The following is a 20,943-nucleotide window of genomic DNA, read 5'->3' as shown; positions in this document are numbered from 1 at the left end:
TGGGGAATACATGGAATTGATTAAAGAGCATTTCATCGCAACTTTTTTTTCTTTACTTCTGATAGCCTCTGTTTTTGTGTCTCCGGCTTCAGCGGCTGTAGGTAGTCCGAGCCTGAAAGTAACGATTATCGAAACAAATCCTTATCCTGCAAAGATAGGGGAATACCTGACCCTGACCATACAGGTGGAAAACATCGGAGAGAACAAAGCCAATGATATTGACATAAAAATAATCCCTGAGTATCCTTTCTCTCTGGATTCCAATGTAAACACTGTGCAGAACATTGGAGCTCTCAATCCTGGCAGAACCGCTACAAAGGAATTCTATCTGTATGTTGATAAAAAAGCCCAGAAAGGCGTTCGTCCTATTGAGATTCACTCCAGGGCTGATAAGGACAATCCATGGAGTGAGAAAAGTTTTGATATCAGGATAGGTACTGAAGCCTTTACCAGCAAAGGTACCGTTGAGCTTGCAGAAATCGTTTCGTCTCCTGAAGTCTTTATGCCTGGAGATAGGGGAACTGTTACAGTAACTCTTAAGAATACAGCAACTACGCCTACAGTTACCATTGATGGAAAAGACTATGATACCAATGCGAGAATCCAAGCTGCGGTTTTGAGGCCTCTGTCTGACGGAATAAGAGTTTCGGAAGCTCCATATTATGAAATGGGACTTGTGGGCCCGGGAGACAGTATCAAATTGACCTTCAATGTAGAGGTTGAAGAAGATGCAAGGGAAGGAATTCACAATTTTGAACTTGCAATTGAGGGAAACTCATTTGACTACAACAGCAAGAAGAACATTCCGCTTAAAGTCGATTCTTCGAATATAAAGGTAATTCCTTCAAAGCCACTACAGATGGTGGATGGGACAACTACCGTAGAGTTTGATGTAGCAAATACCCATCCTAATGAACTAAACTCTGTCAGCATAAGACCTAAAGCTGAAGGTGTAAAGTTTTACCCTGCCGAATACTTCATCGGACCTATGGATCCTGACGAACTTTTCACAATAAAGTTTGATGCAATGATAGACAGTTCCTCGGATACCGGTAAAAAATCTTCGGGACCCGTAAGCATGAATGTAACTGCAAACTACAACAATGGCATCAACAGGCACGAAAATGTTGCAGGTAATCTGAACCTTGAAACGGATTCCCGGACTCCTGAGACAAACTCTACAGTTGCAATTGCAGGTGGACTTATTGCAGTCTTTATCCCTGCAGCCTTTCTAATCTACAGAAAGAAAAAAACAATAAGCAGATGAAGATTGGCTAAATATCATATTTAGGGGGGTAAAATATGATACAATTTGTACAGGCAGCCCATATTGCTTCTGGAAGTATACGCAGCTCCAAGCTTCGGTCTGCACTCACAACGCTCGGAATTGTGATAGGCATTGCAGCAGTAATCATAAACGCATCCCTTGGTGCCAGCTTCAATCAGTTTTTTACCAATGAGGTCGCCTCTGTAGGCTCAAATTTCATAATTGCATATAGTGACCAACCAAACCTATTTTATGAAAGTGAGCTTGAAATAATTGAAAATACTCCAGGAATTTTGGGAGTTTCTCCCAGAAAAACAATATCAGGAGAGATCAACTATCTTTCAGATACTAAAAGTGTGAGCATTGTGGGTGTAAATGGGGACTTTCAGGAAATCCAGGGAATTAAAATGGAAGAGGGAAGTTTCCTGACTGATAAGGACATTTACTCTGCTGTTCTTGGGTATGACCTTGCAAAAGAGGAATTTGGCAGGAGTATCTCGCATAGAAGCACTGTTGATATTGCATTCCGACAGGAAGACGGTACGCTTGTAAGAAAAAGCTTCAAAGTAAAAGGAGTTCTGGAGGATTCAAAAGAAACTATTGTCGGTGGAGACGGCAGTACAGACATGATAATTTATATCCCTATTTCGACCATGAATGAGATGACCGGAGAACAGGACTATGGAGCCTTCTTTGCGATGGCAGAAAGCTCTGAGAATATCCGCAATATTTCGGATGAAGTGGATAAAAGGCTTGCCAGGAACTTCGGAATTCCTCAAAGGGATATTGAGGATGAAGATGCAAAGCCTTATACCATATTCAATCAGGTAGATGTCCTTGAAGAGACCGAAGCATTAGGAGCTGCCTTAAGTTCTTTCCTGCTCGTCCTTGCTTTAGTCTCACTGTTCGTGGGTTCGATAGGGATTATGAATATCATGCTCGTAACAGTTACCGAACGTACAAGAGAAATTGGTATAATGAAGTCCGTAGGTTACAGCAGCTCCAATATTCAATCCCTTTTTTTGCTGGAGTCCGTGATGGTTAGCGTCTTCGGGGGACTGATGGGAACTGCAATAGGCGGGTTTGGAGCTTACATCCTTGAAAATGCCCTTAAACTTCCACCGGTTTTTCCATTCAAGCTAATCGAAATCGGGATTCTGGTTTCGGTCCTTGTAGGTGTAGGTGCAGGGCTGTATCCCGCAAGAAAGGCTGCAAGCATGAATCCTGTGGATGCCTTAAGGTATGAGTAAGGGTCTTTCAAGTTTGAAGATGGCCCTTATCTTGTCAATATTTTCTTTTTTCAGCATTCTTCAGCTTTTTTTTCCAGCGTTTCTTTTCCAGCGTTTCTTTTTCCAGTGATTCTTTTTTAGCCAGACCGACTAAAAATTGATAGGGCAAGAATAACTTTTAAGTAACTTCTATTTACATTATTTTTACTAAATACTAAAAGTAATAAATGATTGAATGAATGATTATGGATCAGATTGACAGGGAGTTTATTAATTATTATCAAAGGGTTGGCAAAGCCTACGGAATGGACAGTCTCACTGCAACCATAGTTGCCAAGCTTTTTATCGAACCGGGAGAGGTTTCAATGAAAGAGCTTGCTGAGGAGACCGGCTATTCCCTGGCTTCGGTAAGCAACAAGATCCGTCAGCTTGAGCCTTCGGGTTTTATTGTAAGAGGGACAAAGCCCGGCACAAGGAAAGTCTATGTAAGGGCAAACAAGGACATCTTAAGGGTTGCTATCGGACAGCTGATAAGAGCACAGGCAAGTGAAATTCAACCTGCAACTATTGAAATCCCTCGTATGATCGAGCATTATCAGAATGAAGACCTCAGCGAGGCACAGAAGGAAAAAATAGAAATCCTTAAACGATACCACAGAGATATGCTCAAGCTTGACACCATACTTGAAGAAGTAATCGAAAAACTTGAAAATCTGAATCGGGAAAAATAATTATTTTGCAGATTTGATATTATAAAATGAGATGGATAACAAACGTTTAAAGCTTAAAACAAGGAAAATGTTGATATTGTACAGCACTCAGTAGAATAATATATTTAAAGTGTGAACAGTGAAGAAGTGGACATGAAGACCAAAATACTCGATCACGAAGTATCTCCTCCCGGAAATTCGAACCCGGGAGCAGGTAGAAGTAGGGAAACTGAAGAAAAGATATCTCCGGAAGAAAGCCTTTTTGCCTCGGATGAAACTTCAGATGAAGAGCAATTTAAGTGTGAATTACCCCGTTCCAGTCGCCCGGCAAACGATACCGAAGGAGAAAATCTGCTTAAAGGAGCCCCGGTAATAGAAATCATCAATGTTAAAAAGAGTTATACCCTGGGAGATATGGAAGTTCCTATTCTTCGCGACATCAATCTAACAGTACGGGAAGGAGAATTTCTTGCTATAATGGGCCCTTCAGGATCAGGAAAAAGTACACTTATGAACCTCATAGGTTTTCTTGACAGACCTACAGAAGGGAAGATCATAATTAAAGGCCTTGATATCAATACACTATCTGATAGGGAAATTGCAAAGCTTCGGGGGCTTGAGATAGGCTTTGTATTCCAGACATTCAACCTAATTCCAAGGCTTACAGCTCTTGAAAATGTTGAACTGCCCACCTACGCTAACACAAGAGAAGGTGTGGATACGCGCAAAAGGGCAAAAGACCTTTTAAAAATGGTAGGGCTTGAAGACCGTATGCACCACAAACCAGGTGAACTTTCGGGAGGGCAATCGCAAAGGGTAGCTATTGCCAGAGCTCTTATCAATGATCCTGCAATCCTCCTTGCGGATGAGCCTACAGGAAACCTGGACTCTAAAACAGGCTGCGAAATCCTCAGCATGTTTACCAAACTGAATGAAGATGGCAGGACTATCGTGATGATTACGCATGATCCAGATATTGCGAAGTATGCTGACAGGGTAGTGCTCGTAAAAGACGGAATAATCCAGAGAAATTCGGAATAAGCTAGAATAATTCGGAAAATTCATTGTACTCAGAATAATATAATACTCAGAATAATATGATACTCAGAATAACCAAGGAAATCAGAATAATCCAATGCTCAGAATAATCCAATACTCAGAATAATCCAATACTCAGAATAATCCAATGCTCAGAATAACCAAGGAAATCAGAACAATCCAGAGTAACCCAGCCTACACCTAATAATTAAGTTTCCAAATTTAGTCAATCAGGATGAGTTAAAATGACAGGACTGAAAAACCCAATTACTTTTGTTGTTATATTTCTACTTTTAGTTTCATTTATTTTTGCAGCACCTGCTTCTGCTGCGACTGCAAGTGCAAACCTGAAAGTTACAATAGTTGAAACAAACCCTTACCCTGCTAAAATAGGGGAGTATCTTGACCTAACAGTTCAGGTAGAAAACGTAGGTAGAGACAGGGCAGAAAATGTTGATATTGAAATAGTCCCCGAATATCCCTTTTCCCTTGATTCCCAGGCAAACGCAGTACAGAATATAGGGGCTCTTGCCCCTAACAAATTTGCATCCAAAGAGTTTCACCTTTTCGTGGACAAGAATGCTCAGAAGGGAATCCGGTCAATTGACATCCGTACAAGGATCGATAAAACCAGCCCCTGGAGTGAGAAAACTTTTGATATAAGGATAGGGACTGAAACCTTTGACAGCAAAGGTACTCTGGAACTCAAAGAGGTTATCTCTGACCCTGAAGCTTTCATGCCTGGAGACAGGGGCACTGTTACAGTGACCCTCAGCAATACCGCAACAACTCCTACCGTCACTATTGATGGAAAAGACTATGATACCAATGCGAGAATCCAGGCCGCAGTTTTGAGACCGCTATCTGAGGGAATAGTTGTTCTTGAGGCTCCCTACGGAGAGATGGGGCTTCTTGGTCCAGGGGATAGTATCAAACTGACATTTAACGTTATGGTTTCTGAAGATGCAGGTGAGGGAACTCACAACCTTGAACTTGCAATAGAAGGCAACTCTTTTGACTACAATAGCCGGAAGAACATTCCGCTTGAAGTTGATTCTTCGAATGTAAAGGTGATTCCTTCAAAGCCCCTCAAACTGGTAAACGGCGAAGCTGCCCTCGAGTTTGATGTGGCAAATAACCACCCTAATGAGTTTAATTCCGTGAGCATCAAACCTGAAGCTGAAGGGGTGAAATTTTACCCTGCCGAATATTTCATCGGCCCCATGGATGCTGATGAGCTTTTCACAATAGAGTTTGATGCTATAGCAGATCCATCTTCGAAAAACGTAGGAGAAAACTCTGAACCGATAAATCTTAGCCTTTCTGCAATTTACGGCAACGGTATAAATAAACACGAAAATCTGGTAAGCAATCTTCGTATTCAGCAAGTTGAGGAAAATCAGGGAGGAAGTTCAGGTATGATTGTAGGCGGCATCCTGCTTGTCGCCCTTATCGCGATCAGCGTACTGATTTACAGAAAAAAGCAGCAGAAAAATAAATAAGTGCTCTGGAGATCCCTGAATAATCCTTAAATCGGATCTATTAGGAATAATCCTTAAATCGGATATTTTAGAAGCAATAAGAATATAGAAGTTCAAATATGTCTTTCTTGACCCATCGGAAGTATAGGCAGTGCCAGATTGGTCACTGCCTTTACAACCCCTGGCTCGTAAGGGAGGTTATTGCGGAAACCCCCAGTGCATCCCTGCACCAGCTTCGATCAATTTTTTATGACAGGTGTCTTCCGCTGGACCCAGCTCATTTTTGCAGAATTATTTAATTTCAATTCGCTTTTTAAGTAACTTGTATTCTAAGTTCAATATTCGGGTTCAGTTACCGAACCCGTTTTTTTCGATTTTTTTCCTTTAAGGGAAGAGTTTGCTTTTTTCGTATTATTCTCCGGGAGAGATGTATTTTCCTATTCTGCCGGAAGGGTGAAGGTAAACGTGCTTCCTTTGTCGATCTCTGAGTCGATCCAGATCTTCCCGCCATGAAGATCTACAAAGTTCCTGACAATATATAATCCGAGACCAGCTCCACCGTACCCACGGGCTGCAGAAGAATCTGCCTGTGTAAAGGGCATAAATATCTTTTCATGACTCTCCTTTGAAATCCCTATTCCATTATCCGAAACCTTAACCTCAAGAACTCCTTCTTTTTTGCAGGCACTGATGATGACCTTTCCTTTTGCGGGAGTAAACTTTATGGCATTGCTGACCAGGTTGTACATGATCTGCCTGAATTTTGTAATATCAGCCCGAACATTTCCCACAGAAGGGTCTATCTTCAGTTCAACAATGATCTTCTTAACCGAAGCAGGCGAAAGGAGACTCATTCTCACTTCCCCTATGAGACTGGCAACATCCACGTCCTCATACTTGAGGGTCTTTTCACCGGCTTCAAGTCTTGAAATGTCAAGCAGGTTGTTAATAATCTCCAGCAGGCTTTTTCCGCTTATCAGGATATTGTTGACGTACTTTGCTTGTTTTGTATTCATGGGCCCGAAAGCTCCTTCCAGCAGAAGGTCAGAAAAACCTATTACTGAATTGAGAGGAGTTCGAAGCTCATGGCTCATATTCATTATGAAACTGTTTTTTGCCCTGTTTGTAGCTTCAGCATCATTTTTTGCTTTGAGAAGGGTGATTTCAAGTTCTTTGTGCCCGTTTAAGTTGCATGTATTCACCAGATATTCCCATTTGCCTTTTCTTTTAACGAGAACGCCCTTTTCCTCCACCAGATCAAGAAGTGAGCTGCCTGATAATTCATCAAGAGGGAAAGTACAGAGATATGTAAATTTGCCTCTTTTATCCGGATTAATTTCTTTAAGGCTTTCTTCTAACCTTTCAAGGCAGGGCTTGAGGGAGCTTTCAGCTCTATTAATATCGAGATTTATTCTAAATCCAGGAAACCCTTCGGAAAGAGCTTTATCATTCCCCGCCCCCAGAAGTTCTTTTACTGCAGACTCAAGCAGGAGAATACTTTTTGAAAGTGTGCCGGTTGGCAGAATCTCTAATTGAGACGAAGTGATATATTTCCCGACATCCACTCCTGCCTTCTCAAGTTCATTTTTTGCTCTTTCGGCTGACAGCGAATCCTGGACGGTCCAGAGGCAGTGATCTCCCCTTTCAATCCCTTGTTTAAAATAGGCAACGTGTAGTTCTGCCAGTTCTTCGAGATCACTATATACGGCGGAGAGCTGTGAGCTCTGTGGAATGCTTGAAAAAAGTTCAGGGTATTTGTCAGTATTTTTTGTCAGAATCTTTCCCCCTCCATGTGTTTACAATAGTGCATCTTTCAGCGCACAGTCAAGATTTGAATGGGGCATGAAGCAGAGGCGGTGGAGGTATAAATGATAACATTCAGCACTCAAAATCTAGCTTAAAGTGTTTAGAAACTGGTTATAAAATTCTCAAAATGATGTTTATTTATCTTTTATTTCGTTTTAACTTTCAGTATTTCATACATATGCTTATATTTCCTATCATATAACATCAGCATATATAAGAAATGTGCTAATTTGTAATGTTTGGAAGTTTGTTCTGTTTTTAACGCCTGTGTTACATGAGAACCTTAGAGCAGAATACCCATCGAAACTCCCATTTCTTCCAACAATGATTTATTATATATTTGTACATTAATATTTACAAGGGAATATTGTACATTGATATTTACGGGGATATATTGTACATTAACATTTACGGGGAAATATTGTACATTAATATCTGCTGGGTTTTGTGGAAATTAATCCTCAATGGACTGCCTGAGGGCTGAAGACCCTTAATCTCCCTATATACCTGTCGAAAATAGGATTCAGAGCTTAAGCAGCCCGGAACTCTAAAATGGGAGGATGTATGCTGAAGGTAAGGCAAGCTATCGGTATCTCTCTTGGGAGCATAGCGAGTGCAAAGCTCCGCTCAGGCCTGACTACCCTTGGCATTATCATAGGGATTGCTGCGGTGGTGGCGAACGTCTCTCTTGGGGAGAGTTTCAATGTTTTTTTTGAAGAGGAGATAAATGCCCAGGGTTCCAATTTTATTATTATTTACAGCCAGGAACCAAACCTTTTTTACAACAATGAGCTTCAAATAATCAAAAAAACTCCCGGCATCAGTGGGGTTTCTCCCATAAAACAGCAGCTTGGTGTGGTAACCTCCTTCTCCCAGAATAAAAACATAGACATCGCGGGAGTAACTGGAGACTATGAGGATACTGCCAATATCATTATGGAAAGAGGCAGTTTCATAAGTGACCAGGATGCGTTTTCTGCAGCAATCGGGTCCAAAGTTGCAAACGAAAAATTTGATAGGAACATATCCACCCGCAGTTCTATAGACATTACCCTGCGTCTTGAAGGGGGCAGGACGGTGACCCGGAAGTTCAAGGTGAAAGGCATCATTAAAAGCCCTGCTACATCTTTCGTAGGAGGGGGGATCGATAGGGATGTGAGCATCTTTATCCCAGTTTCAACCATCAACCAGATGCTAGAAGAAGATGATTTCTCGGCCTTTTTTGCCATGTCCGACAACATCGAGAAAGTGGTAGAAGTCTCGGAAGAGGTGGATAAACGGCTTGCCCGGAACTTTGGAGTATCTTCAAGGGATATCAACGATGAAGACGCGAAGCCCTACCGGATTTTCAATCAGGCGGATGTCCTTGAGCAAACAAACCAGCTTGCTGATACCCTGAGAAATTTCCTTGTTGCAGTAGCTCTTATCTCCCTGCTTGTGGGCTCGATAGGAATAATGAACATCATGCTTGTGACAGTTACTGAGCGCACCAGGGAAATAGGGATCATGAAGGCACTTGGCTTTTCAAGCACTGATATTCTTCTGCTCTTTCTCATAGAATCCATTATCATCAGCCTCTTCGGAGGTCTCCTTGGAGTAGGAGTGGGAGTAGGAGGAGCTTATGCCGCCACAAACCTCCTTAACCTTCCCTTCCTTTATTCCCCTTATATTTTTGTGGCAGGCCTCATAGTTGCTATAGTTGTGGGCGTTGCCGCAGGGGTTTATCCCGCAAGCAAGGCCGCAAAATTGGCTCCTGTAGATGCTTTGAGGCATGAGTAACCGGCTAACAGGTGTGCTATTGTTCACACCAGCCCATCGTTTTTCCTGCTTGCAAACTTTCCTTTTTTGTACCTCTGTCCCACTGAATCGTTTTCAATTCCTTTTCTCCTAACCGCCAGGTTCCATTTCAAATTCTCACAGGGCATTTATATTTCGATGAATTATATATCTATCAAGATATCGCTCAAAACCGGAATACTAATTACATCCCGGGAGAATTTCAATTTACTTAACCTCTGAGGAGGATGAAAGGATGGAAATCGGAGAGAAAAAAGCCATCGGAGCCAAGAATTTTCTTTATCCTATGCCCACTACCCTCGTGGGTGCCGATGTGAAAGGAAAGCCAAACTACCTGACAATTGCTTTTTGCGGAATTGTTCAGGCAAGTCCCCCTATGATCGCAGTTACCCTGGGAAAAATGCACTATACAAATGAAGGAATCAAGGAAAACAATTGCTTCAGCGTGAATATTCCTTCCAGATACATAGTTGAAGCTACAGACTACTGTGGCATAGTTTCCGGGAAAAAGGTAGACAAATCAGGTATCTTTAAAACTTTCTACGGAAAGCTCGAAAAAGCTCCAATGATCCGGGAATGCCCTGTAAACCTTGAATGTCGGCTCGTGGAAACCCTTGACTTCGGCGGGACTAACGAGGTTTTTATCGGAGAGATTGTGGAAAGTTATGCAGAAGAACGGTATCTCTGTAATGGAGTTCCTGATATAGAAAAGATTGAACCCATTGTTTTTTCAATGTACGACAATAACTACTGGGAAATCGGAAAGCATCTGGGCAAAGCATGGTGCGTGGGAAAAAAGTTTAGTGAAAACATTAATGAGGACAGAAACGAAACTGGTAGGTAGAAAGAAGGATCTCTTTACGGGTGCAGATAAAGGATTTTGAAAACGATTTAAGGATTCGGAGGATTCGGGGGATTCAAAGGATTCGGAAGATTCTGAGCCGGAGAAGAAACGGCTCACCAGTTTTAATTTAATGGAGTAAAGGGGGTTGTTATATGAAAGTAACAGTGTTCAGCGGGAGCCATAAAGGTAGAGAAGGGAATACGCTCATCATGGTTGAGGAATTTCTAAAAGGAGCAGAAGAAGCCGGGGCAGAAACTGAAAATATAATCCTTGCCGAGAAGAATATCAGGAACTGCAGGGGGAAATTTGAGTGCTGGCTCAAGACACCCGGACGGTGTACTATTCGCGATGATATGGATGATTTGCTTCCCAGATTTATGGCTTCGGATATCGTAGTCTTTGCATGCCCCGTATATTTTGATAACGTCCCTTCCATAATGAAAAAATTCATAGATAGACTTACTCCTGCCCTTTTGCCCCACTTTGAAGAGGATGCAATGGGGGAATACAGGCACTCTAAGCGTTACGAGAAGTATCCGAAATTCGTTGTGATTTCGAATGCAGGGCTGCCCGGACAAACAAATTTTGAGGTCGAACGCCTTTATTTCAGGCGGCTAGCAAGAACTTTTCACACAGAACTGATTGCAGAAATCTACAGGGGAGAAGGGGAAATATTCAGGGGCAAAAACAATATCATTCTAAAACCGCTGATAGGAAAATACAAAAAGCTGCTCATCTCCGCCGGAAAAGAGGTTATTGAAAACCAGGAACTTTCTGAAAAAACAGTTAAAAATCTTGAGAAACAAATCGTACCTCCGAGCCTGTACATAAAATTCGGAAACGAGGAGTGGGACAAACTTCGAGAAGAATATAAAAAAAAGAAGGCATAAATATAATATGTTTTTATCTTCCCCGATTTTTAAGACAATCTGAAGAAGAGGAACTCAATTGGAAATGCCGAAATAAAATAAGAAAAAGAGTCTTGAGCAGACTCTTAAATTACTGGCTTTCTAAGTTGCCTTCAATGAGGTCTTCCAGGCTGTGCTCCATGTAAGGGGCATTGCTCCTGTTGATCAGTTCCCGGGAGACTTCAATCGGCTTTCCATCCATTACAAGGGCTCCGTTTTCGATTAATACCGCTCTGTGGGCAACTTCCCGGACAAAGTCCATGTGGTGGCTCACGAGTACAATGGTCGTGCCGAAGCGTTCATTGATCCTTTTTAATGAATTTGTCACGTCCCTGAGGGTTACAGGGTCGAGGTCTCCGAAAGGTTCGTCAAGCATAAGGTATTCGGGAGAGGTAGCAAGGCTCAGGGCAATAAAAGCCCTGACATGTTCTCCTCCGCTTATCTGGTAAGGAGTTTTATCAAGGACTTCCATTGGCAGGTCAAGGGCTTCGAAGACCGGCTTTGCGTAGGTATCGACATCTGTCATCGAAATTGCTGGGAAGAGTTCGGAGTAAATGGTGTCATTGAGGTTAAGCTCCCTGAGTGCTGTAGTCTTTTCCTCTTCAGGCATGTCGGGCAGGCGGTAGACCGTATCCAGAGTCTCATCCGAAAGTCCCATTTCCCTGGCTTTATTTCTCGCATATTCAATTGCACCCTGTTTTTTAATGCTCAGCCTGAAGCGGATCTGTTCCCTTACAGTGGAGTTTACGGACATTGAGAATTCCTGGTTCATAACACTCATAATCCGCCTGAGTTCCATGCGATTCTTGCTGTACTCGGTAACATCCACCCAGCCTCCCTTGCATAAATACTCGACAGACCCACTTTTTGGCCTGACAAGCCCTTCCATCAATTTCATAATGGTTGTCTTTCCGGCTCCTGAAGGCCCGATAAATGCAAGAATCTCTCCCCCGTAAACATCCAGAGAGAAGTCTTTGATATTGAGGACTTCTCCCATACGGATAAGAGAATAACGTTTGGAGATATTCCTTATTTTAATGCAGACTTCCTTATTCCCGGACTCTGAGAGCCCTTCCCTGGGTTTCAGATCTCTAAGGAAGTTTTTAAGGACCCAGGTAGGTTCTCCTTCAGCTGCGATTTTCCCGTTTTCGAGGAATATAAGCCTGTCTGCAAGATAAGCGTGGATTTCAGGAAGATGGGAGACCACTATAATCGGGATGTTCAGATTATCTTTCAGGCCCTTTATCACATCAAGGACTTCCTGCTTTGTATCCGGTCCCGTCATTGTTACAGGCTCGTCCAGGAGAAGGACTTTGGGCTTTGCAGCAAGCTGTCTTGCCATTACAACTCTTTGCTTTTCCCCTCCGCTGAGGAGATTGGTAGAGTGAAGGGCTTTGTGTTCCAGGCCCACAAGTTTCATGTACTCCATCGCCTCGGCAAAGAGATCGTCATAAACTTCAGTCTCGTTGTGCGGAAGGGCTTCATGCCCTACTCGGAGGTAATTCAGTTTCCTTATGATGTTTTCTATTGCAGGACCGTTCCAGAGCCCAAAATTTCGCTGAAGGTGGATAGCGGTAACGCTTTTCAGGAAATTTGCTCCTTCAATCCCTGAATCATGGCTTACAGTTTCCCCATCAACTTCCACAGTTCCTTCATCGAAGGGCTCAACTCCCCGAATAATGCGGAGCAGGGTCGATTTCCCGCTTCCGCTTCGACCTGTAATTCCGAGAATCTCTCCGTCCTTCACCGTGAGGTCGATATGGTCCAATACTCTTATTTTGTCGGAACGTACCTCATAATCCTTTACCAGATTGGAAATCCTGATCATAATCATACCTCTTAGTGTTTATTGCAAGTTAAAGGGTCCTCCGGATTTCTGCAGACTTTATATTCGCTGCACGAAGAGTTGTCTGCTCTGAACATGCCTTCTTCGGACCCTACCATATTAATAGAATATTTTGTGTTAACAGGAGAATGATACTAAAATAGGAGTGAGATATTACCTTTAAAACTATTTATTACAATCGGCTGCCTGTAAATTGATGCTGTTACAGATTCCAGAAAGTTAAGCATTAGGATAGTTTTTAAGTATAAAAACGGTTTCAGAAATAAAAAGTTTCGGAATGAGTAAGGGTTACATAAAAGTGAAGTCCTGTGATGCAGCAGGTATCCCAGTGTGTATAGACAACTTTTTAGCAGGCGATTTCCAGAACAGTTTTAATACCTTTTTATGAGAGTTCAGGCTTTCTCTGGAGCTAAAAAATAATTTCAGCCTGACGCTTCACAGGCTGGTTTCCCCACCGACGGTATTGAAATCCATGAAAAAGACATAACTCAAACTTAGAGCCCTGCTCTTTCAACCAGGAGATCTGCTACGTGTTTTGCATCTTTGAATGGAAAGTCCTTTTCAGTAATCAGGCTTTTCGCCTCTGCTGCCGTGACTTCAGTGCCGCCTATCATGCATGTGGTGTCCAGCCCCTCGGGCAAAGCAGCAATTAATTCCTCCAGCGTGTTTATTGGAAATTTTGCACCTGTAAGGATTTCCAGAATCTGTTCATGGACTTCTTCTCTTACGTCCAGATTATTCCTCCTATTTTGTCCTTTCTTCTGCTGGTTCTGGCCTTTATTCAGAGACCAGGCCCCCGGTTTTTATTGGCAGGTCATCGCTATTATACTTAATCTGCACCGTGACTTAACTGCCAAATACTATTTCATTCACTCAGCCGGAGAGAGCAGGAAGTCGAGACAGCTAAAGCTCTCTAAAAACGAAACTCAAAAAAGTAAAAAGTAAATAGTAAAATAATAAAATGAATCTTTTTGATTGCCGAAAAGCAGGCAGCAAACCCATGAGAACTTTTATAAGAGTTCAGGTTTTGATGGCAGATACAATCTCAGCCACCTTTGCAGTTACGTCCTTTACTTCTTCAACAATCGTGCCGGTGACAATCATGTCCGCACCTGCAGAAGCACAGAGCTTTGCGGTTTTTGCGTCTCTGATCCCGCCGCCAACAATAAGTTTGTTTTCTCCGAGTACGTGTTTGACAGCCCCTATCATTTCGGGGTTGATAGGCGTATCGGCTCCGGATCCTGCTTCCAGGTAGGTATAGTGCATGCCAAGATATTTGCCTGCAAGGGCATAGACCGCAGCAATTTCAGGTTTCTTCCTGGGGATCAGTTTTGCGTCCCCTACCCAACCAACAGTACCTCCGGGTTCGACCACAAGGTATGCCATGGAGATTGGCTCAATCTGGCTTCTGTATACAAGCGGAGCTCCAAGCACCTGGTTTGTAATCACATACCCTAAGTCTCTGGAATTCAGGAGGCTCATGAAAAATACGGCATCTGCATACCTGCTGAGCCCTGCTGAACTTCCCGGGAAAAGGATGGTGGGGACATTTACCTTTTCTTTAATCTTTATTACAGTTTCATCTAATAGGGTTCCCGACGCTCCGGTTGAGCCCCCTATCAGGATGGCATCTGTGCCTCCTTCAACTGCTGCAAGAGCAATTTCGGCGGCTCGTTCGGGCGTCTGGGACGCCGGGTCGATAAGGGTAAGATGAACTTTTCCGTCCTGTTCAATAATTTTCTGGAGGTGTGCTTCCACCTGCAAAAAAGATCATGCTCCCTTGGATTCCTTAGATTTCACGCGAAGAGCACCGTAGCCGCATTTTCTGCAGCGGGTTGCCTTTACAGCGTTTCTGGCATTACACTTCATGCAGATTTTTTTGTTTAATAATCTTTCTTCTGCTTCTGGAAAACGAGCCATTTTTGTCACCTGCTATTATTTTTTATTATTGATACGGTAGATAGCCCGCTTAAAGGATGTTAAGGCATATAATGTTTTTCATTAAAAAATTACGCTACCTGCTGAATTTGTAACCCTTTCTTTTCGTCTATTCTCTTCTCATTCACATGCCCCGATTTTGTTCGATCCTGCAGACTCAAAGTTTATTTATTGGTTCTGTTGTTTATTCCGTACTCTGCAAGCTGAAGTTAACGGCTGCGGAACAGTAATGATACTAGAATTATTGACATCAGTGGTATTGTTAATATTTGCAGTTCCGGCAGTAACTGAAATATTAGACTACCGGTTAGCATGTTTATATGATATTTGTGAAGTTAATATTGAAACTCTATACTGCCAGGAATTATTTAGGCTAAGGATAATTTAGGCTAAGGATAATTTAGCCTAAAGGATAATTTAGTTTAAGGTTATTCAGGAAAAAATACTAAAATTCAGACTATTAAAAAACTAAGAACAATTAAGGCTTAAAGTAGATCCGGGATTAAATAAAATTCCCGATTCCAGTAAGGTGATTGATGTGGCTATTCATCCTATAGAATACCGGTACGGTACAGCAGAAATGAAATACGTATGGAGTCAGGAAAACAGACTTGCTAGGATCTTACAGACCGAGGCAGCCCTTGCCCGGGCAGAAGCGGATATGGGACTTATCCCCGCAGAAGCGGCTGAGGTCATCTCCGAATGCATTACCTCTGTAAAAGCTGACAGAGTTGACGAAATCGAAGCCGAGATTCACCACGACATGATGGCGGTTGTTGTTGCGATTTCTGAGCAGTGCAGAGACGATGCAGGAAAGTGGGTCCATTTCGGAGCTACTTCAAACGACATCCTTGACACAGCAACAGCTCTCCAGATAAAGGACGCAATCGATATACTGGAAGATAAACTCAAAATCCTGCTCAGGGTTCTGGTAAACCAGGCAGAAGCCCACAAGAATACGGTTTGCTGCGGAAGGACACATGGGCAGATCGGCGTTCCCACAACATATGGGCTCCGTTTTGCAATCTGGGCTTCTGAGATTTCAAGGCATCTGGACCGCTTATACGAGCTGACTCAGAGAGCTACCGTAGGGCAGATGACCGGAGCTGTTGGTACCCAGGCAGCTTTTGGAAAATCCGGAATCCTGATCCAGAAACTTACAATGCAGCACCTAGGAATCGGGGCTGTGGATGTATCAAACCAGATCATCCAGAGGGACAGGCATGCCGAGTTTGTTATGTGGATGGCAAATACTGTTACTACTATGGACAAGATCGGCATAGAGATCAGGACTCTTCAGCGCAGTGAAATCGCCGAGGTTGAGGAAAGCTTCGGGAAAAAGCAGGTCGGTTCATCTACCATGCCTCACAAGCGCAACCCTATAAAGTCCGAGCAGATCTGCGGGCTTGCACGGATTGTAAGAGCAATGGTTGAGCCTGAACTTCTTAATAATACCCTATGGGACGAAAGGGACCTTACAAATTCTTCCTGTGAACGAGTTGTCTTCCCGGAAGCCTGTGTACTTACGGACCATATTCTTAAACTTGGGATCAGTGTGCTTGAGAATCTCAGGTTCTATCCCGAAAATATCCGCAGGAACCTGGAACTGCTAAGAGGCCTGAATATGGGTGAAGCTGTAATGATAGAACTTGCAAAAAGAGGTGTGGGCAGACAGGAAGCCCATGAACTTGTCCGGAATGCAGCGATGGAAGCCCATGATACAGGGAAACATTTCAAACAGGTACTTCTGGATACTCCTTCTGTTTCAAGGTACCTGAGTGCAGGAGATATTGAGAACCTCGTAAACCCTGATAAGTATATAGGAACAGCAGTGGAACAGGTCGAAGCGCTCGTTGTAAAACTTCGTGAAGCTTATTCCCTCTGACCTCTTCCTTTCCTTTTTCCTTTTATTTCCCTTTTTTATCCATCTATAAAAGAACATGTTTGTGTACTGAGTTTTATTGTCTGTGTTTTCCTTCTGGAATCTGTATTTATCAGGTCACCTACTTCTACAAACAAATGACGTCTCCAGCGAATAAATTCGCAGGCATCTATGATATCGCAACCGATGCTATACCGCCATGGAATAATTATTATTCTTACATCTCCAACACCGTTCAAAGTTTCACATGCAGGACTTCCCTATGGAATCCCATACTTAGAGTTAAGAGCAAAGTATAGCTGACATACTTGAGACTATTATGCTGCTGGAAAAATGCTGCTGGAAAAAACTACAATATGGCATTGATGAGGAAAAAGAAAAATGTTACACCATGCCGAAATAGATACAGTTGACAGCTGTACCCTGCCATTGAAATAACGGAGATTAGCCTTCAATACTCCAGAATACCCTGCATAAATATAGATCAAGTAAAATATAAATATTTATATCTGAGAAACTCTATTATTAATAGAAGGCATTATCAAAAGTTTCATCCAAATTGGGTGATTGAGGCATCTAAAAAATAGGCGTTGCGTAACTTAAAAATCTATTTGGGCTAGATGTGGTAGATGATTTACGGTGTGAAAGTGGATTAGATGCCTCATTAACTCCTATGTAGAGGTTATTTATAAAATTTGTGCTAGTTTTACCCCTGACTCTTCCTAAATAATTCATTCTCCCATTCGCCCTTTTCAGCATCTTTCCCACATTTTTCAGCAAGACGGCATATCACTAAAAATCTCAGCCTTTACAGGTATCATTCAAAGTATAGGTAAAGCGTAGATATTCTTTCTATCGGACTTATTTCCGATCTATTTTCGATCAAAATCTCTACATGTCAGGATTTATATTCATTCAGCTTTAGAATATAGAATTTTTTGCCTCAAAAAATAAAGCTACAGCCCAATATAATTATAAAAACTAAACCCTGATGAGTATAGTAGAGAAAATAGATACAGTATTCACGAATAATGAGTCGTACTCCTGATGCCCTGACCTGAATGCACCGAAATAAAAAGAGAAATATTTTGTGTAGAGATATTAAAGCTTTTGAATTATCAGGAGCTTTAATGCTTTATTCTGTACAATATTCTGTACAAAATACACTTATTCTGCTAGATGAGATCGCAAATCAGATTAGTATTTTAAACATTGAATATAAAAGGTTATATATGATGATTTTCTATCCCAGTTAGCTTCGCGTTATTTGGGTAATGAGGCATCTAAAAAACTGCGTTGCGTAACTTAAAAATCTAATTGGGCTAGATGTGGTAGATGATTTATGGTGTGAAAGTGGATTAGATGCCTCAATAATTCGTTATGATGAGGTTATTTATATAATTTGTGTTCATTGTGTACACAACCGCCCAAAACTCCTTTTTTGTTAAAAAGTTGTCCCTCACTTTTAAATTGAATTCACAAACAGGTTATTTTCACAAAAGGGTTATTTTCACAAACGAGTTCTTTTCACAAACGGGTTCTCTTATTTCTCTTGCTTATTCTGCCCTTTTGAGGTTCAAATAGTATTTATTTCAGATTGTGTTCTTATTTGTTTACCTGTTTATCCCTTAATATTCGTGTCAATTCTGCTAAGCCACGCATAAAGACCAGAGTACTACTGAACGGCACTTTTAAATACATTAAGATGGATTCGCCCATCGTCATCACTCTTATTAATTATTGAGTGTGAATTGTATAATAACATTTTTCGACGTTATAAGTACCTGAGTGCTGATCCATTGACAGTCAGATCAACCTTACTCCTGTTTCTGTGGTTTGAAGACCTCTAAATTCTCCCAGTTAAATTTGTCAGGTGGGCAGGCTCTTATACATTTCTGGCAGTGTGAACCTTCGCAGAGGTCGGTACTTATCATAACCCTGTTTTCCTCGTCAATTGTAATGGCGTCGTTGGGGCAGACTTTTATGCACTGCCTGCACTCGGGACAGTCAACAACCATTGTCATATAGGTCCCGACCCTTTCGAGCACATACAGACCTTCTTCACCAAGTACAGGAATATCTCTTTCCACGCGCTTATCTACCACAGGGTGATCTATGGGCTCATCAAGTGACGGAAGCCCTTTCTTTTTAAGGAATTTCTTAAACATCTTAAAGGGCATTCCCTCTTCCCAGTACGCAAGTTCAAGGACATAGGCATCCCGGAACTCCGGAGCAGTCGCAAACATTGTGTGAGTGCCTATAATCTGGCTTGCAATATCCTGAAGTTCCCACAGCCTTTCTTCCGAAAGCAGGATTTCCCTTGCAACAGCAAGAGAGGTGTTCCCGAGCTGGGTAATTTTTCCCGTAGAGAAAGGGATCAAGCCAATTTTCTGGGCTTTTTCCGCATCCATATATGTGCCGGCAGCACCTGCCATATACGCGGTATCAATATCTGTCAGTTCGATACCTGAAACCGCACAGAGAGTAATGTGCCCCGCCCTGATTGCACCAATGGCTTTTCCGGCTTCTTTGAGGTCTTTTTCCGAGAAAGTGATTTTGTTCTGCAGGTGAATTAGTTCGTCCGAAGTCTTGATTTTTGGGAGTTCAACCAGGCCGTGGCCCATGGCTTTTTCTATAAGGGCAATCACTCCTGTACCCGTAATTCCTCTTGCTTTGACCTGCCCCTCTTCAAGAATTTCTCCGGTTTTGGGGTCTACAAGATCTCCGGGATAAGGTTTCATCTCTTCGTTTAATACATAATTCCTCAATGCTCCGTCCTCGAATTCAAAATCCGAAATTGCAAAGGGAGAAGCAAGGGTCCCATGCTTTATCTGCTGCCCTTCAAGAGCCGGGCCTGCAGCTGCCGAGCCTGTATAAATAATATCTTTTACTTTGAGCGCCATCTCGGCATTTGTCCCGTAATCCGTTGCAATCGAAATCTCATCGCTGTTAAGCATGCCAGATTTAATAATAAGGGCAAGGGCATCGGCTCCAACTTCATGTTTTATTGCAGGAGGGACTACAACTTCACAGTTAAATTCCTCAAGCCCCGAAATTTCGCTGCTGGATATTATTCTCGCATTCCTGTTCTGTTCCTGTATATTGTACTTTTTTTTCTTCCGTTCCCCTGCATAAGCCAGATCTTCAATGCTGATTCCCTGAAAAATGGATAACTGAATAGGGTTTCCGCAGATTGAAAGTCTGTCAAGTTCTCCGCTTTGCACATCAAGGGTCTGGAGCAGGGTCTTTACCGCATTTACGGAAAGCCCGTGAGCAAGATCCTGACCATAGTGAATTGCGAAGTCCATGTGATCCATCACATTCGCTCCGGGAAGGGGATTTCTCAATGTTATTACTGTCCTTTTAATTTCCTGAGTATCAAGGTCAATCTTCTGAGCCCGATACCCACTTGTCCCCAGGTCAATTGCAACTCCATATCTCATACAAACTCCCCTAGTGGATTTATTTTGCAGGGTGTTTTAACACACTGCAAGCCATTTGGAATTTTATGCATATATTTTATGCATATATTTTATGTATCTATTACTTTGAAAAACGGCATATAAATAAATAAGGCGTTTTATTCATGATAATATATATTTCAAAGGAAGGCTCTCTCACTAACCTTTTTTTGATTTTTAAAAATAGCTTTTAAAAATAGCTTTTAAAAATAGCTTTTAAAAATAGCTTTTAAAGAAGGATTCTATAAAAAACCTTCCAACCCATTGGTTTTTCCCATATGTATTTTTTCTCAATAAATGCTTTCATGAGATGTTTATTTATTTTACCCAGGCGCATTGTCCGTTTATGAAAGGGGGATTTAAAATACATATCGGGAGGGATAGTTTTATAAGTGACTAATGTCTTTGTATAACTGATGAGCTAGTCCGGGTAGCCCGGCGTTACCTATAACCCGAAATCGCCGATATGCGGGGGACGAAGCCAAAGGAAGATGCGTCAAAGAGATTTCAGCCTGTGATTTCAACTGAGAAACCCCGTCCTGCTTGGATAGTGCAGGTATGCGGACTTGCTGGAAAACAGGTTCTCGTGCCCTAACCGCGGAAACCGGTCGAGGCCCGGAAGGGAGCAGACTCACCGTGGGCAACCGTCGCTTGCGGGGTCGCGGGGTGGAGAAGAGATCTCAGCCTACTGAAGTCTCCGAGGTACAACAACCTGCGGTGTGCTCATCACTAAGCA

Annotated in this window: 16 protein-coding genes and 1 other RNA gene; 10 read left to right on the top strand and 7 right to left on the bottom strand. The window is 42.3% G+C overall.

Annotation, left to right across the window (positions count from 1 at the left end):
- The first annotated feature begins 10 nt into the window (after positions 1 to 10).
- The 5 genes from EO98_RS15825 (at position 11) to EO98_RS15805 (ending at position 5,746) form a co-directional block, all read left to right on the top strand.
- Entirely contained in the window at positions 11 to 1,267 is a 1,257-nt protein-coding gene (locus EO98_RS15825; protein WP_048142298.1) for a COG1361 S-layer family protein, read from the top strand.
- A 35-nt stretch (positions 1,268 to 1,302) separates the two neighbouring features.
- A complete protein-coding gene (locus EO98_RS15820; protein WP_048142295.1) occupies positions 1,303 to 2,517 on the top strand; it encodes an ABC transporter permease in 1,215 nt (404 codons plus the stop codon).
- A gap of 224 nt (positions 2,518 to 2,741) precedes the next feature.
- Entirely contained in the window at positions 2,742 to 3,227 is a 486-nt protein-coding gene (locus tag EO98_RS15815) for a GbsR/MarR family transcriptional regulator (RefSeq protein ID WP_162197899.1), read from the top strand.
- Positions 3,228 to 3,359: 132 nt separating this feature from the next.
- The gene (locus tag EO98_RS15810) at positions 3,360 to 4,247 is read left to right on the top strand and encodes an ABC transporter ATP-binding protein (protein ID WP_048142291.1); all 888 of its coding nucleotides are present in this window, start codon (positions 3,360 to 3,362) and stop codon (positions 4,245 to 4,247) included.
- Between the two features lie 242 nt (positions 4,248 to 4,489).
- Positions 4,490 to 5,746: a COG1361 S-layer family protein gene (locus EO98_RS15805; RefSeq protein WP_048142289.1), complete on the top strand. Its 1,257-nt coding sequence runs from the start codon at positions 4,490 to 4,492 to the stop codon at positions 5,744 to 5,746.
- Positions 5,747 to 6,162: 416 nt separating this feature from the next.
- Here the strand turns inward: EO98_RS15805 and EO98_RS15800 are convergent, their stop codons facing one another.
- A complete protein-coding gene (locus EO98_RS15800; RefSeq protein ID WP_082098645.1) occupies positions 6,163 to 7,458 on the bottom strand; it encodes an ATP-binding protein in 1,296 nt (431 codons plus the stop codon).
- A 637-nt stretch (positions 7,459 to 8,095) separates the two neighbouring features.
- Between EO98_RS15800 and EO98_RS15795 the strand changes: the two genes are divergently transcribed.
- Entirely contained in the window at positions 8,096 to 9,310 is a 1,215-nt protein-coding gene (locus EO98_RS15795; RefSeq protein WP_048142512.1) for an ABC transporter permease, read from the top strand.
- A gap of 23 nt (positions 9,311 to 9,333) precedes the next feature.
- On the opposite strand, the gene EO98_RS19450 is transcribed toward EO98_RS15795, so the two are convergent.
- A complete protein-coding gene (locus tag EO98_RS19450; protein WP_255350286.1) occupies positions 9,334 to 9,456 on the bottom strand; it encodes a hypothetical protein in 123 nt (40 codons plus the stop codon).
- A 107-nt stretch (positions 9,457 to 9,563) separates the two neighbouring features.
- Here EO98_RS19450 and EO98_RS15790 point away from each other — a divergent pair, with 107 nt between their 5' ends.
- Positions 9,564 to 10,172: a flavin reductase family protein gene (locus EO98_RS15790; RefSeq protein ID WP_048142283.1), complete on the top strand. Its 609-nt coding sequence runs from the start codon at positions 9,564 to 9,566 to the stop codon at positions 10,170 to 10,172.
- Positions 10,173 to 10,324: 152 nt separating this feature from the next.
- Positions 10,325 to 11,062, top strand: coding sequence for a flavodoxin family protein (locus EO98_RS15785; RefSeq protein WP_048142281.1), 738 nt, complete (start codon positions 10,325 to 10,327; stop codon positions 11,060 to 11,062).
- A 109-nt stretch (positions 11,063 to 11,171) separates the two neighbouring features.
- Here EO98_RS15785 and EO98_RS15780 read toward each other — a convergent pair whose 3' ends face one another.
- The 4 genes from EO98_RS15780 to EO98_RS15765 all read right to left on the bottom strand — a co-directional run bounded on the left by EO98_RS15780 (position 11,172) and on the right by EO98_RS15765 (position 14,846).
- The gene (locus EO98_RS15780; protein WP_048142278.1) at positions 11,172 to 12,908 is read right to left on the bottom strand and encodes an ABC transporter ATP-binding protein; all 1,737 of its coding nucleotides are present in this window, start codon (positions 12,906 to 12,908) and stop codon (positions 11,172 to 11,174) included.
- Positions 12,909 to 13,420: 512 nt separating this feature from the next.
- Complete coding sequence (locus EO98_RS15775; RefSeq protein ID WP_048142277.1) at positions 13,421 to 13,660, bottom strand: MTH865 family protein; 240 nt, start codon at positions 13,658 to 13,660, stop codon at positions 13,421 to 13,423.
- Positions 13,661 to 13,946: 286 nt separating this feature from the next.
- A complete protein-coding gene (locus tag EO98_RS15770) occupies positions 13,947 to 14,690 on the bottom strand; it encodes a geranylgeranylglyceryl/heptaprenylglyceryl phosphate synthase (protein ID WP_048134019.1) in 744 nt (247 codons plus the stop codon).
- A gap of 6 nt (positions 14,691 to 14,696) precedes the next feature.
- On the bottom strand, positions 14,697 to 14,846 hold the full coding sequence (locus EO98_RS15765; RefSeq protein ID WP_048134021.1) for a 50S ribosomal protein L40e: 150 nt from the start codon (positions 14,844 to 14,846) through the stop codon (positions 14,697 to 14,699).
- Between the two features lie 556 nt (positions 14,847 to 15,402).
- Between EO98_RS15765 and purB the strand changes: the two genes are divergently transcribed.
- Positions 15,403 to 16,749, top strand: coding sequence for an adenylosuccinate lyase (gene purB, locus EO98_RS15760; RefSeq protein WP_048142275.1), 1,347 nt, complete (start codon positions 15,403 to 15,405; stop codon positions 16,747 to 16,749).
- Between the two features lie 1,814 nt (positions 16,750 to 18,563).
- On the opposite strand, the gene EO98_RS15755 is transcribed toward purB, so the two are convergent.
- A complete protein-coding gene (locus tag EO98_RS15755) occupies positions 18,564 to 20,189 on the bottom strand; it encodes a methylamine methyltransferase corrinoid protein reductive activase (protein WP_048142273.1) in 1,626 nt (541 codons plus the stop codon).
- Between the two features lie 432 nt (positions 20,190 to 20,621).
- Here EO98_RS15755 and ffs point away from each other — a divergent pair.
- Positions 20,622 to 20,936, top strand: an RNA gene (ffs, locus tag EO98_RS18020) — signal recognition particle sRNA.
- Positions 20,937 to 20,943 lie beyond the last annotated feature (7 nt).

The sequence above is a fragment of the Methanosarcina sp. 2.H.T.1A.6 genome, assembly GCF_000979455.1.
In the GTDB taxonomy this organism is placed as follows: Archaea; Halobacteriota; Methanosarcinia; order Methanosarcinales; family Methanosarcinaceae; genus Methanosarcina.
This window is presented reverse-complemented; position numbering and strand designations above follow the sequence as displayed.